The organism is Micromonospora sp. NPDC051924, from assembly GCF_055586005.1.
Genome location: NZ_JBVJJA010000002.1, coordinates 150,566 through 163,986, shown reverse-complemented (window position 1 = coordinate 163,986; position 13,421 = coordinate 150,566). Strand labels below are relative to the sequence as shown.

Genomic DNA, 13,421 nt, shown 5'->3' with positions numbered 1-13,421 from the left:
GGCGGTTGCGTTCGAGCCGACCGGCGGCTCACCGTCGCCGTCGGCGGCGACGCCGGTCCCAGAGCGGTTCGCCGCTGCCCGGCCCGCGCAGCGGCTGGCGGCGCTCCGGCTCGGGCACCTCGATGCCCTGCCGGGCCGCCATCTCCTCCACCAGCGCTCGCAGCAGCCGCACGTCGGCCTTCAGCTCCTCCTGCTCGTCGTGCTCGAAGGCGTCGTCGTCGACGATGAGCCGGCTCGCGAAGTGCGCGGTGATCAGCGGGATCACCAGCAGCACCATGGTGGAGATGAGCAGCGCGGCGAGGAACCGGCCGGCGAAGGTGGTCGGCGAGATGTCGCCGTAGCCGACCGTGGAGGCGGTCACCACCGCCCACCAGACGGAGTCGGCGGCGCTCTTGTGCTCGGCGTGGCTGTAGAGGATGCCCGCCACCACGATCATCAGCAGGTACGAGACGATCAGGGTCCGCGGCGAGTTGGCGAACCAGACCAGCCCCCGGTAGATCCAGCGGAACGGCAGCAGCAGACGTCCATGGCGACATGCTGCCGGGTGCGGGCAAGTGCCGCCCGGACATCGCCGGCCGCCACTGTGTCAGGCTGCCGGCATGACCGACGTGTTCTTCCGGGAGGCGGTCCGCGCGGACCTGCCCGCCGTCATCGCCCTGCTCGCCGACGACGTGCTGGGCAAGGCCCGCGACTTCGCCGAGGTGGACGAGGCGTACGAGAAGGCGTTCGCGGACATCACCGCCGACCCGCGCAACCACCTGGTGGTCGCCGACCGGGGCGGTGAGCTGGTCGGGTGCATGCAGATCACCGACATCCCGGGGCTCGGCCGGCACGGCGCCGAGCGGTCCCTGATCGAGTCGGTCCGGGTCCGCTCGGACCTGCGCGGGCAGGGGCTGGGCCGGGAGATGATGACGTGGGCGATCGACCGGGCCCGCGCGCGAGGCTGCGCGCTGGTGCAGCTCACCACCGACAAGAGCCGCGCCGACGCGCATCGCTTCTATCGCAACCTCGGCTTCGTGGCCAGCCACGAGGGGATGAAGCTGGCCCTCTGAGGCGGCGCTCCCCCGCGGCGGGGAGCCGGTTCCCCGCCGGGCGGGAGGGCCGGGACCGGCCACCGGGCCAGGCTGGACGGGCAGCCGAGGAGGATCATCATGCCCGTCACCGCCGTACCCACCGGCCGGCCCGCCCCCGCCTGGGCGGTCCGCGTCGCCCACCTGGTCCCGCTGGTCGTGCTCCCCTCCGGCCTGTGGCGGATCGCCCTCGTCGCCGGCGTGCCGATCGGGGCGTCGGCGCACGGCGCGCCGTTCCGCCCCGGGCTCGGGGAGAGCGCCTACATCGTCTCGCTGAGTCTGGTGTCGGAGGGGCTGGCGCTGCTCTCGCTGGGCCTGGTCCGCCCGTGGGGCGAGGTGTTCCCCCGGTGGCTGCCGCTGCTCGGTGGCCGGCGGGTGCCGCCGCCGTTCGCGGTCACCGTCGCCACCGCCGGCGCCGTCGCGGTCACCCTGATCTGGGGGTACGCGGCCTGGGGCGTCGTCGTGCGCGGCAACGACCTGGGCTTCACCGCGCCCGGCTTCGCCCTCCTGGTGGCCTGCTACCTCCCCCTGCTCCTCTGGGGCCCCCTCCTGCTCACCCTGACGACCGCCTACCACCACCGCCACTCCCGCCCCCGGCGCCGTGACGCCGGGGCGGGGCGGGGGGTCAGTCCGTGAGGAGACGGCCGTCACGGAGGGTGAGGGTGCGGTCGGCCATCTCGATCAGGGCCGGGTCGTGCGTGGCCACCAGGGCGGTCATGCCCTTCGCGTGCACCACGGCCCGGAGCAGATCCATGATGGAGCGGCCGGTCTCCGAGTCGAGCTGGCCGGTCGGCTCGTCGGCGATGAGCAGGTCCGGCTCGTTCGCCAGGGCCCGGGCCACGGCGACCCGCTGCTGCTGCCCGCCGGAGAGCTCGTACGGGCGTTGCAGGGCGTGCCCGCCCAGCCCGACCAGTTCCAGCAGCACGGCGACCCGCTGCTCCCGCTCCCCGGCCGGCACCTTGGCCAGCCGCAGCGGCACCCCGACGTTCTCCGCCGCCGACAGGATCGGCACCAGGCCGAAGGTCTGGAAGACGAAGCCCACGGTCCCCCGGCGCAGCGCCAGCAGCTCCCGCTCGCTCGCCGCGGTCACCTCGTGCCCGGCCACCCGGATCCGGCCGGTGTCCGGCCGGTCCAGCCCGCCGACCAGGTTCAGCAGGGTGGTCTTGCCGGCACCGGAGCGGCCCCGGACGGCGACCAGCTCGCCCCGACCGGCCGAGAAGGAGACGTCCCGGACCGCGTGCACGGCGTGCTCGCCCCTGCCGAAGGTCCGGCTCACCCCCTCCACGCGGACCACCTCGTCGGTGGTGGCGACCCGGACCGGTGCCACGGAAAGCTGCTCGCTCATGACTGGTTCTCCTCGGCGTGCGCCCGGTCGCCGGGCCGCACCTCGACGTGGTCGGGTTCCAGGTTGAGCCGGACCCGGTCGCGCAGCGACAGCGAGTCCACGAAGGACGCCGGCAGCTGCATCCGGCCGGTCCGGTCGAGCACCGCGTACTCCTCCGAGACCAGCTCGGTGCTGCCGTCGGCGGTGATCCGGGCGGTCCGGCGTACCTCCGAGGAGGTCCGGCCGTCGCGGATGGCGACGGTCCGGCGGACCTGGCCGGCGACGGCGTGGTCGTGGGTGACCACCACGATGGTGACGCCCAGCTCGGCGTTGATGGTCCGCAGCGCCGCGAACACCTCGGCCCCGGTCGCCTCGTCCAGTTCGCCGGTCGGCTCGTCGGCGAAGAGCACCTCCGGATCGTTGGCCACCGCCACGGCGACCGCGCAGCGCTGCTGCTCGCCGCCGCTCATCTGGCTCGGCTTCCGGTCCGCGCAGTAGCCGACGCCGATCAGGTCGAGCAGCTCGCGCGCCCGGTCCCGGCGGGCCCGCCGGGACCGCCGGCCGGCGAGCTTCATCGGCAGCTCCACGTTCTCCACCGCGGTCAGGTACGGCAGCAGGTTGCGGCCGGTCTGCTGCCAGACGAAGCCGACCACCTGCCGCCGGTAGCTCAGGCGCCGCGCGGCGGAGAGGTTGAGCAGGTCGTACTCCGCCACCCGGGCGATGCCTGCGGTCGGAGTGTCGAGCCCGGAGAGGATGTTCAGCAGGGTGGACTTCCCGGACCCGGAGGCGCCGACGATCGCCAACAGCTCGCCCCGGTCGATGACCAGGTCGAGCCCTTGCAGGGCGACCACCTCCACCCCCTCGGTCTTGAAGATGCGGACCAGGCCGTCGCACACGATGTGCCCACGCAGCCGGTCCTGGCCTCCGGCCCGCTCAGCGGCGCGCTGGGCAGCCCGGCGCTGCAGGGCGGCGAGATCCGGCACGACGGGGGTCTCTGCGGTTGCGGTCATCAGCTCTCCTCTCCGAGCCGGAGCACCTCGCCGAGGCGCAGCCGGCGGTTGTTCAGGGCCTCGACGGCGACGGCGAAGCCGAGGGCGACCGCCCCGAGCGCGACGACCCCGGCGACCAGGCGGGGCTCGAACGCCACCCGGACGGGGGCGCCGCTGGTGAAGGTCGACAGGCCGAGCACGGGGGTGAGCAGCAGCGGCAGCAGCGCCCCGACCAGCGCGCCGGTGAGCACCGACACGCTGACCACCGGGCCGAGCTCCACGAGCAACAGTCCCCGCCACTGCCGGCGGGACAGGCCGAGGGTGCGCAGCCGGGACAACACCTGACCCCGGGCCCGGGCCCCGGCCAGCACCACGAACGCGATCGCCAGCAGGCCCAGTGCCGTCCCCGCGGCGGCCCCGGCGGCGAAGCCGAAGACCAGAACCGCGTTCGCGCTGCCTTCGCCCAGCTGCCGCCGGGTCTCCGCCCAGGTGAGGACCTCCACCTCGCGAGACCGCTCCTGGCCCGCGACCGTCCCGTCCTTCTGGAATCGGGACTGACCGGCGTTACCCGCTTGGCGCAACTGCTCGACGTCGAGGTCGTCGCCGGCGACCAGGAAACCGGTCGGCACGGCCTCGTATGCGTGCCGGGGCACGGACTGCCAGGGCAGGATGACGAACCGGGTGCTCTCCGCGCGAAGCATCGGGAAGCTCTCCGCCCGCTCGGCCACCCGGAACTCGTACCGCTGACCCTGCACCGTGACGAAGGCCGAGCGCTCCAGGCCGGCGGCGGCCAGGTCGCCGGCCACCGCTGGGGAGACCACCGCGGGCAGCGGGCCTGGCTGCGCGCCGGAGCTGAGCAGCGCCGTGGGCACGCTCATGCCGATCCCGGCCTCGCGGAGCACCCGGGCCATGGCTGGCCCGTCGACCAGCACAACGCTGACCTCGCCGAGTCGGGGATCCGTGCCGATCGCATCCTTGGACAGGCGCTGGCCCGCCTCCGTCAGCACTGGAGCGGCTGCGCGTACCCCGGGCAGCCGTTCCAGCTCGGCGCCGGTGTCCGGCGCGATCCGTTCGCCCTGGATCAGTGCGTCGGCGGGCACCCGCCGGCTGGCTACCTCGTCCCGGCTCGTTTCGATGCCGACGGCGACGACTGCGCAGAATGCCGCGGTCGCGACGGCCAGCACGACGACCACGAGCGGGGTGGTGAACACAGCCCGACCGGCACGCGCGGTGCCCAGGAAGGCGACACTGCCCCGCGTCCGGGCGGCGAGCCGGCTGACCAGCCGCAGCGGCCACGGGTAGAGCCGTACGGCCAGCACCGCTGCGCCGACGGAGAGCAGCACCGGGACCGAGACCAGCAGCGGATCGATCTCACCGGGGACGAGGCCGCGGCGGCGCAGCAACACGACCGCGAGCACGGCGAGCAGCAACAGGGCCGCCTCCCCGGTGATCCGACGCGCGGAGGGGCGCAACCTGATCAGGTCGCGCCGCCCGGCGACACCGATCGGTGCGGCGAGCGTCGCCACCGGCAGCACCAGCGTGACCAGGATGGCCGCGACCACGCCGATCGCCGCGGTATCGCCGGGCGACCCGGGCGCCAGGTTTCCGAGGAGCCAACCGAACGCGCCGGCGGGCACCATCACCAGCAGCGACTCGGCGAGGCTACGGCGGGCTCCGGCGGTGGCCGTGCCGCCCCGGGCACGCAGCAGGGTGAGCTCGGTCCGGCGCCGGCGGACGGTCAGGCCGGCGGCCAGCACGACCAGCCCGGCCAGGGCCGCCAGCACGCCGGCCGCGATCACCGCGAGGACCGTACGGGCGGCGGCTACCGCCCCCATGAACTGCCGCAACGGAATGTCGAGGCCCTGGACAAAAGTGAAGCCCTGCGCACGCTGACTCATCCGCTGAAAGCTGTCGATGAGCCCGGGCACGTCGCGAGCATCGATGCCGTCGGCGACCAACCGGTAGCGCCAACCGAACCGCAGGCCCCAGCCGTTGTCGGAAAGGCGGTCCAGCGCCCCGCGGTCGACGACCCCGAGGGCGATGAACGGCTGAGCGTCCCCCTCCGGCTCGACCACGTGCAGGATCGAGGGCAGGCCCTGCCAGATGCCGTCCGCGCGCTCACGGGGTTCGAAAACGCCCACCACGGAGATCGGTGCGGGATCCGGAACGGCCTCCGCCATCTCCGACGAATAGGCCGCGCCGCCCTCACCCGGTGGTTTCCTGGCGAGCGTCAGCTGGCTGCCGACCCGCAGATTCAGCTTGCGGGCAACCTCGGCGGCCAGTGCCACCTGCACCGGCTGATCGGCCCGCGCCCCCGGGTCGGGCCAGCGCCCCTCGGTCAGGGTGCCGGCCTCCGCGATCCCCGGCATGCTTCGGAGTCCGAGGTCGACCAGGAGGTTCTTCGCCGCCAGATCCCGGCCCTGGACCCGGCCGGGGTCGGTCTCCGCGGTGAACCACCGCTCGTCGACCAGCCGCCGCACGTCCGGCGGCATCTCGTTCTGCTTCCTCGGCAGGTCGGCCTCGAACGCGTGCATCAACGAGGTGCCGTTTCCGGCGCTGAAGACCGGATCGGCGGTCGTGTACGTCAGGTCCCGCTTCTCGGCCGGCTGGCTGGCCAGCAACGTCCGCAGGCCCTGATCGGTGCGCCAGTTCACCAGCCGAGGCACCGCGCTGATCAACAGCATGACGACCATCGCCAGCGCCGCGAGCAGCAGGAACTGTCCGCCGTACGCCCGAACCCGGCGGGCGGCCGCGCCGATGCTCACCTCGCTGCCTCCCCGCTCGTGCCCATCGCTCCGCTCCACCCGGTCACTGGTCTCCCCCGATTCGCAGCTGTGCCGCCGCCACCCGCTGCCGGATGCCGAGGGCGATGAACGCGCTGAAGGCCAACGCCGCCAGCAACAGGCCGACCGCGGTCAGCCCGATCGGCGCCCAGGGCAGCACGAAGGCCGCCTCCGGCACCGGTCGACTGGCCGCGGGGGTGAGGATGACCAGCGGGGCCATCGTCATGCCCACCACCGCGCCCAACAGCAACCCGACCCCGACCCCGATCCCGGCGAGGAAGGTCTGCTCGGCCAGCAGCGCCCGCGCCAACAGCAAGGGGTTGGCGCCGAGTGTGTGCAGCACGGCGAACTCCCCCAACCGGTGCCGGGCCGTCGCCCAGACGTCGACGATCAACCCGACGAGGGCCAGCAGCACCGAACCGAGCGCGGCGGCGAGGAGACCGGTCCGGGCGCCCTGCCAGTACGGGTCGAGCTCGGCGTGCTCGGCCACCTCCCACCGGTTCAGCACGGTGACGCCGGCCAGGTCGGCCGCCGCGCGGGTCGCCGCCGTCCGGCCACCGTCGTCGGCGCTCAGCCACCACTCCTGCACCGGCCGGACCGTGCCCTGGTCCCGGATCAGCCAGTCCGTCGCCGCGGGCAGGTCCAGCAGCACGCCCTCTCCGGTGGTGGACGGCACCGCGGCCACCTCGCCGACCAGCGTGACCGGCAGGGACACGCCGGAGAGTGAGAGGGTGACGGTGTCCCCGGTGTGCAGGCTCAACGCCTCGCGTACATGGGGGGTCATCAACGCGGGCACCGAGGGGTTGTCGCCGGCCGGAACCACGGCGAAGCGGGACGGGGCCTGGTACGCGAACTGGCCGCCCGGCAGGAGATCCACATTGTTCACGGCCGACAAGCCGTCGGCCTCAGCCGTGACGGTCAGTCTGCCGTTCGGCTGGCCGTTGGTCGCCGTCCACGCATCGCCGAGCTGCGCCGGTCGGGCCGTCCCGTCGGCGCCGACCAGTCGCAGGTCCGCCACCTCCAACTGGTACGCCCGCCCGGCCGCGTCACCCCCGTCGGCCTCGAATCCGGCCAGCCGAAGGCTGCCGACGTCGGGCAGCGCCACAGTGAACCGCGCCGGCCGGCCGTCGCTAGCCGTGCTCGCCACCGGCAACCGATAGGCCAGCCCGTCGGCCCGGGTCAGCAGCATCGACACGGCGATCTGATGCCTGGACACGGCCTCGCGCACCGGGGTGCGGACGGTGCCGGTGATCGACCGGGTACCGGCGGGCAGCTCGACCCCGATTGGTGCCTGCCGCGCCCGAACGAGCCGGTCGAACAGGGCCCGCGCCGGCTCGTCGGTCAGCCGCTTGTCGAGTTGCACAACCGTTGCCCCGGCCGCCGCGTCGAGGGTCACCACGGTGGCTGGCAGATCGGCGCGGCCGACCCGGATCTGGTCCCGCCAGGCCGGCAACGCTTGCCGCACGCCGGCCAGGGTCCCGAGCTCCCCCGCTCGGCCGACGGGGGCGATTCCATCGCGCTCGGTGAGCCGCAGGTCGGCACCGACGGTGTGGTTGGCCTGATCGACCAGGGACCGCTCGCCGGTGGCGATCAGCGACCAGGCCAAGGTGCTGCCACCGACGGCGAGGGCGAGCAGTAGCACCGGCCCGGCGTGTGGGCGGCGACCCGCCTGCCACATGCCGAGGATGGTCGCCGACCATAGCCTGCGGTCGATGAAGCGTTCAGCGATCCGGGTCACGGGTGGGAGCAGCCGCAAGGCCACCACCGCGCCGGCGAGCACGCCCAGCGTCGGCGCCGCGACCAGCAGTGGGTCCACTCCGAGCCGCGCGGCGACGCCGGTCACCGGCGACGAGTACTGCCGCAGCTGGGACCAGGCCAGCACCGCGAACCCGACCAGCACCAGGTCCACGCTGGCCCGCTGCACGGTGGCGGACCGGTTGGGCCGCGACCGGGCCGCCATGTCGGCGACGTACGTCCCGGCCCCGCGCAACGTCGGGGCGACCATCGCGACCAGGCAGCCGGCGGCGGTGGCCGCGGCCACCGCCCAGAGCAGGGTGGGGCTGCCGGCGGTGAGCGCCAGGCCGCTCGGACCGCCGCTGCTCACGCGCCGCAGTGCCTCCCCGGCGAGCAGCGGCCCGAGCACGGTAGCTGGCAGGACGACGAGGGTCGCCTCCCGGGCGGTGAGGCCCGCCAACTGCCGCCGTGCGGCCCCCCGAGCCCGCAACAGGGCGGTCTGGTTCCGCCGGTCCTCGTGAAGCAGCGCGGCGACCAGCACCAGCGCGTACCCGCCGAGGACGACGATCAGCAGCACAGGGGTGGTCAGCGAGGACCGCCCCACCAGGTCGGCCCGGGCAATGCGGTTGAGCAACCGGTCCATCGTGGTCACGACCTGCACGGAGGAGCCGAGCCCGGCCGCTTCGGGCACCTTGGTGACGGCATCGGTGAGCGCTTGCCGTACGTCGAGCAGTCGTCCCTTCCGGGCCGCCGCCGCAAGATCCGGCTCAACCACCCACCAGGCGGAGACCGAGCCGGGGAAGGTCGCGGCGAAGTCCGCCGGGTCGAGGACGAAGGGTCCGTAGGAGCTGTCGGAGTCCGCGGCGCTGCCCACCCCGACCCCGGGTGCCAACTGCCAGTACGGCTGCGTCGGGTCACGCGGTCGCCACGTCCCGACGAGCACCACCTCGCTGGCCCGTTCGGTGCTGCGGTCGAGCACGGGCACCCGTTCGCCGATGGTCATCCCCAGCGCGCCGGCGACCTTTTCGGGCAGCGTCACCTGCAACGGGCTCGATCCGGCGGAGGGCCAGGTGCCGGTGGCCAGCTCAGCGTGGGCGGACAGGTCGTCCAGGGTCGCGAGGTTGGCGAAGATGGGGTCGTCGTCGACTCGGACCCGCGGCCCGAGGTCGCCGGTAAGTTCTCGGCCGCCCCCGTACCGGGCGCCGGTGACGGTCACGGGAGTGCCGCCAAGGCCGGCAGCGAATCCCCGGCGGATGGCCCGATCCCGGGCGGCCAACTCGGCGGCGTCCCGACCCCCGGAACCACCGACCAGCAGGCTGCGCTCCTCGAGGGAGGCTCCGGCGAGCAGCGCCCGCTGGCCGGCCTCTACCGCTCGGCGGTTGTAATCGGAGAGCCCGGTGACCAACGCGACCGCGGCCAGGGCCGCGACCGCGGCGGCGAGCAGCAGCCCGCGTGCCTCGACGGCCCGCCTCCACACCAGCTTCATCCGACGTCCTTCCCTGCCCCCGGTGGGGCGATGCCCCAGGGAGACCTCCCGGCGGGCGGGAAAGGTTCGCACGCGTTACGTGATCGTTATCTGACACACGACCGCGGCCACCGGTCAGGCGCGGGGGCGGTCCCGGTCCTTGGAGGGCTGCACCCGCTTCGGCTCGCCCGGCATCTTCGGATATTCCGGCGGGTACGGCAGGTCGCCCTGCCCGGCGGCGGCGTCCCGCTCGGCCCACTCCAGCAGCGGGCTGATGTCCCACGGGGTGTCGTCGATGCCGGCGTGCGGGTCGCCCCGCTCGGCCAGCCGGGCCGGCACGCTGCCCAGGTGGAAGTCGTCCGGGTCGACCCGCGTCAGCTCGTCCCAGTCGACCGGGGTGGAGACGGTGGCCCGGGCGTTGGCCCGCAACGAGTACGCGCAGGCGATGGTCCGGTCCCGGGCCATCTGGTTGAAGTCGACGAAGACCCGGCTGCCCCGCTCCTCCTTCCACCAGGCGGTGGTGACCAGCTCGGGGCGGCGGCGTTCCAGCTCCCGGGCCAGCGCGATGGTGGCCCGGCGCACCTCGACGAACGTCCAGCGGGGGTGGATGCGCAGATAGACGTGGACCCCTCGGCCGCCGGAGGTCTTCGGCCAGCCGGTCGCGCCCAGCTCGTCGAGGAGGGCCCGCAGCTCGCCGGCGGCGGTCACCGCGTGGGTGAAGTCGGTGCCGGGCTGCGGGTCCAGGTCGATCCGCAGCTCGTCGGGGCGGTCGACGTCGGCGGCGCGGACCGGCCACGGGTGGAACACCACCGTGCCCATCTGCGCCGCCCAGGCCACGTGCGCGAGGTCGGCCGGGCAGAGCTCGGCGGCCTTGCGTCCGCTCGGGAAGGCGATCTCCGCGGTCCGGATCCACGGGGGTACGCCCCGGGCCGGCACCCGCTTCTGGAAGAACATCTCCCCCTCGATGCCCTCGGGGAAGCGCTGCAGGGTGGTGGGCCGGTCCCGCAGGGCGCGCGTGATCCCCTCGCCCACGGAGAGGTAGTAGTGGAAGACGTCCGCCTTGGTGAAGCCGCGCTGCGGGAAGATCACCCGGTCCGGGCTGCTGAGCCGTACGGTGTGCCCGGCGACCTCGATCTCCTCGGCCGCGGCCTTGCTGCCAGCCATTGGGCGACCATATGCGATGCCACCGACGCTCGGCGTACCGTTGACCGGTGAGTCTTTCCGAGAGCGAACTGCCCCGTACCGAGGAAGAGTGGCGGGTCCGGCTGAGCCCCGAGGAGTTCCGGGTGCTCCGCGAGGCCGGCACCGAACGGCCGTGGACCGGCGAGTACGTCGACACCAAGACCTCCGGCGTCTACCACTGCCGGGCCTGCGGGGCGGAACTGTTCCGCAGCGAGGACAAGTTCGACTCGCACTGCGGCTGGCCGAGCTTCGACGACGCCATCCCGGGCGCGGTGAAGGAGATTCCCGACAACACCCTGGGCATGCGGCGTACGGAGATCCGGTGCGCCCGCTGCGACAGCCACCTGGGGCACGTCTTCGAGGGTGAGAGCTTCACCCCGAAGGACACCCGGCACTGCGTAAACTCGATCTCCATCCGGCTGGAGCCGAAGCCGGGCTGACCGGCGGTCAGAGGCGCAGGCGGCTGCCCTGCTCGTCGATCGCGTCCGCGGAGTCGTCGTCCAGCCACACCCCGCCGGTCGCCAGGTAGCGGAACCGGTACTCACCCGGGGCCAGCCGGACGGTCACCGTACGGGTGCCGTCCCGGCGGGTCACCAGCTCGTGCCGGCCGGGCTCCCAGTCGTTGAAGCAGCCGACCACGCTCACCGTGCCGGGCGGGGTGTCCCGGGGCAGGCAGAAGGTGACCCGGGTCTGGTTGCCAAAAAGCTTGCTGCGCTTGATCACGGGGGTCCTCCGGGGTTCGAGGGCGGTCACCAGGCCTAACGCGCGACACGCCGGGGGCGACTCGCCGTCGAGCCGGATCAGGTTCGCCGGTTTCGGTTGCCCCGATGTGCCCGGTCCTCGACGCTGGGATCACAGATCCGTTTTCGGGGGGTTTCGTATGGCAACGTGTGAGGTCTGCGGCAACGACTACTGGATGGCGTTCGAGGTGCGCACGGTCAGCGGTGACACGCACACCTTCGACTCCTTCGAGTGCGCCATCAACCGGATGGCGCCGATCTGCGAACACTGCCAGACGAAGATCGTCGGCCACGGGGTCGAGGTCTCCGGCCGCTTCTTCTGCTGCGCGCACTGCGCCCGCGCCGTCGAGGGCGACCAGGGCGCCGAGGTCCGCGACGCCGTCGGCGCCCGCCCGGCCTGAGGCCGCCACGGCTCCGGCCCGGTGCGACCAGGCCACATAGGCCCGCGCCCTGGCGTCACCGCCCGGCCGCACCGCGCTGACCGGCCCAGCGAAGCCGGCGCTCCCGCCACAGCGACGCGCGCGTCCCGCGCCGACCTCCGGCGTGTCCCCGTCCGGACCGCCGGGCGAGCACGGTGGTCCAGCGAGCGAGCGAGCGGTAAGTGATCGGTAAGGGTCGGGACCGCTCAGCCTGGTTAGCATCCGGCCATGCCCGCCACCAGACCGACGCTGCTGCCGCTCACCCTGACCGCCGTCCTGGCCCTCGCCGGCTGCGCCGGGAACGACCGGCCGACCGACGAGGCCGCCCCCGCCACCTCGGCTCCGGCGGCCACCGCCCCCGCCGGGACGGCCGCGGCCACGCCGACCCGGACAGCCCGCTCCGGTGCGACCGTTCCGGACACCTTGGACTTCACCACGCGCACCATCGACGGCGGGTCGTTCCAGGGCGCCAGTCTCGCCGGTCGGCCGACCGTGCTGTGGTTCTGGGCGGCCTGGTGCACCCGCTGCCGCGCGGTGGCCGGCGACGTGGCCGCGCTGCGCCGCGACAACGCGGACCGGGTCAACCTGGTCGGCGTGGCCGGGCTGGGCAGCGGCGCGGACGCCATGCGGCGCTTCGCCACCGACACCGGCATCGCCGCCTTCCCCAACCTGGCCGACGACGAGGGCGCCGTGTGGCGCCGGTTCGGCGTCACCAGCCAGGAGTGGTACGTGCTGCTCGACTCCGCCGGGAAGGTGGTGCACTCCGGGGCGCTGTCCCAGGCGGAACTGCGCCGGCGGGTCGCCGGACTGGCCTGACATGTCCGACGCACCCTACGGCCTCGCCCTCGCCGCCGGCCTGCTCGCCGCGGTGAACCCGTGCGGGTTCGCGCTGCTGCCCGCGTACCTGTCGGTGCTGGTGCTGGGCGAGGGCCCGGCGCCCGCCCGCGGACCGCTCGCGCCGGTGGGCCGGGCGCTGGCCCTGACCGCCGCGATGACCGCCGGCTTCGTCGCGGTCTTCGGCACCTTCGGCCTGCTCGCCGGGCCGGTCGCGGACGCCGTGGCGCAGCGCCTGCCGTGGGTGTCGGTGCTGATCGGGGCGGCGCTGGTGGTGGCCGGCGGGTGGCTGCTCGCCGGCCGGCACCTGCCGACCCTCATCCCGCGCCCGGCGGCCGGCCCGGCGGTCCGGGCCCGGTTCGGCTCGATGACGCTCTTCGGCGCCGGGTACGCGGTCGCCTCGCTCGGCTGCACGATCGGCCCGTTCCTGGCCGTGGTGGTGGCCGGCTTCCGGGCGGGCAGCCCGGCCGCCGGGGTCGGCCTCTTCGTGACGTACGCCCTCGGCATGGGGCTGGCGGTCGGCGCGGCGGCCCTCGCCGTGGCGCTGGCCCGGGAGTCGCTGATCCGGCGCACCCGGCGGACCGCGCCGCTGCTCGGCCGGCTGGCCGGGCTGCTGCTGGTGGTCACCGGCGGCTACGTGGCCTGGTACGGCTGGTACGAGGTGCGGCTGTTCGCCGGCGGCGACGCCGACGACCCGGTGATCGACAGCGCCGGCCGGGTGCAGGCGGCGCTGAGCGACGGGCTGGCCCGGCTCGGCCCGTGGGGCGTCGCCGGCGCCACCGCCGCGCTGGTCGGGATCGCCGCCCTCGGCACGCTGGCCCGCCGGCGGGCGGCCGTCGCCCGGGCCACCCGGGGCGGCGAGCCGGACGCGACCTAACCTT

At 74.2% G+C, this 13,421-nt stretch carries 13 protein-coding genes; 6 read left to right on the top strand and 7 right to left on the bottom strand.

All coding sequences use genetic code 11. The features are described from left to right. Nucleotides 1-28: 28 nt before the first annotated feature. Nucleotides 29-436 (bottom strand): potassium channel family protein, encoded by a 408-nt coding sequence (locus ACZ6S5_RS02100; protein ID WP_465996805.1) that lies wholly within the window; start codon nt 434-436, stop codon nt 29-31. A gap of 163 nt (nt 437-599) precedes the next feature. On the opposite strand from ACZ6S5_RS02100, the gene ACZ6S5_RS02095 reads away from it, so the two are divergent. Both ACZ6S5_RS02095 and ACZ6S5_RS02090 read left to right on the top strand, forming a co-directional pair. Further along, on the top strand, nt 600-1,052 hold the full coding sequence (locus tag ACZ6S5_RS02095) for a GNAT family N-acetyltransferase (protein ID WP_465996803.1): 453 nt from the start codon (nt 600-602) through the stop codon (nt 1,050-1,052). Between the two features lie 99 nt (nt 1,053-1,151). Further along, nucleotides 1,152-1,706 carry a hypothetical protein gene (locus tag ACZ6S5_RS02090; RefSeq protein ID WP_465996801.1) on the top strand — a complete coding sequence of 185 codons (555 nt, stop codon included), beginning with the start codon at nt 1,152-1,154 and terminating at the stop codon, nt 1,704-1,706. Here the strand turns inward: ACZ6S5_RS02090 and ACZ6S5_RS02085 are convergent. The 5 genes from ACZ6S5_RS02085 to ligD form a co-directional block, all read right to left on the bottom strand. Continuing rightward, nucleotides 1,696-2,415 (bottom strand): ABC transporter ATP-binding protein, encoded by a 720-nt coding sequence (locus tag ACZ6S5_RS02085; RefSeq protein ID WP_465996799.1) that lies wholly within the window; start codon nt 2,413-2,415, stop codon nt 1,696-1,698. The two genes, ACZ6S5_RS02090 and ACZ6S5_RS02085, sit on opposite strands and share 11 nt — an antisense overlap. Then, the gene (locus tag ACZ6S5_RS02080; RefSeq protein ID WP_465996797.1) at nt 2,412-3,404 is read right to left on the bottom strand and encodes an ABC transporter ATP-binding protein; all 993 of its coding nucleotides are present in this window, start codon (nt 3,402-3,404) and stop codon (nt 2,412-2,414) included. The genes ACZ6S5_RS02085 and ACZ6S5_RS02080 overlap by 4 nt, the downstream gene beginning before the upstream one ends. Then, the gene (locus ACZ6S5_RS02075; protein WP_465996795.1) at nt 3,404-6,148 is read right to left on the bottom strand and encodes an FtsX-like permease family protein; all 2,745 of its coding nucleotides are present in this window, start codon (nt 6,146-6,148) and stop codon (nt 3,404-3,406) included. Before ACZ6S5_RS02075 ends, ACZ6S5_RS02080 begins: the two co-directional genes overlap by 1 nt. A 43-nt stretch (nt 6,149-6,191) precedes the next feature. Further along, complete coding sequence (locus tag ACZ6S5_RS02070; RefSeq protein ID WP_465996793.1) at nt 6,192-9,386, bottom strand: FtsX-like permease family protein; 3,195 nt, start codon at nt 9,384-9,386, stop codon at nt 6,192-6,194. 114 nt (nt 9,387-9,500) lie between these two features. Further along, nucleotides 9,501-10,529, bottom strand: coding sequence for a non-homologous end-joining DNA ligase (ligD, locus tag ACZ6S5_RS02065; protein ID WP_465996792.1), 1,029 nt, complete (start codon nt 10,527-10,529; stop codon nt 9,501-9,503). Between the two features lie 47 nt (nt 10,530-10,576). On the opposite strand from ligD, the gene msrB reads away from it, so the two are divergent. Next, a complete protein-coding gene (msrB, locus tag ACZ6S5_RS02060) occupies nt 10,577-10,987 on the top strand; it encodes a peptide-methionine (R)-S-oxide reductase MsrB (RefSeq protein WP_465996791.1) in 411 nt (136 codons plus the stop codon). 7 nt (nt 10,988-10,994) lie between these two features. Here the strand turns inward: msrB and ACZ6S5_RS02055 are convergent, their stop codons facing one another. Next, nucleotides 10,995-11,270 carry an isoamylase early set domain-containing protein gene (locus ACZ6S5_RS02055; protein WP_465996789.1) on the bottom strand — a complete coding sequence of 92 codons (276 nt, stop codon included), beginning with the start codon at nt 11,268-11,270 and terminating at the stop codon, nt 10,995-10,997. Between the two features lie 157 nt (nt 11,271-11,427). On the opposite strand from ACZ6S5_RS02055, the gene ACZ6S5_RS02050 reads away from it, so the two are divergent. The 3 genes from ACZ6S5_RS02050 to ACZ6S5_RS02040 all read left to right on the top strand — a co-directional run bounded on the left by ACZ6S5_RS02050 (nt 11,428) and on the right by ACZ6S5_RS02040 (nt 13,417). Continuing rightward, on the top strand, nt 11,428-11,688 hold the full coding sequence (locus ACZ6S5_RS02050; protein ID WP_465996787.1) for a Prokaryotic metallothionein: 261 nt from the start codon (nt 11,428-11,430) through the stop codon (nt 11,686-11,688). Nucleotides 11,689-11,934: 246 nt separating this feature from the next. Then, nucleotides 11,935-12,522 carry a redoxin domain-containing protein gene (locus ACZ6S5_RS02045; protein ID WP_465996785.1) on the top strand — a complete coding sequence of 196 codons (588 nt, stop codon included), beginning with the start codon at nt 11,935-11,937 and terminating at the stop codon, nt 12,520-12,522. 1 nt (nt 12,523) lies between these two features. Continuing rightward, nucleotides 12,524-13,417: a cytochrome c biogenesis CcdA family protein gene (locus tag ACZ6S5_RS02040; RefSeq protein ID WP_465996783.1), complete on the top strand. Its 894-nt coding sequence runs from the start codon at nt 12,524-12,526 to the stop codon at nt 13,415-13,417. Nucleotides 13,418-13,421 lie beyond the last annotated feature (4 nt).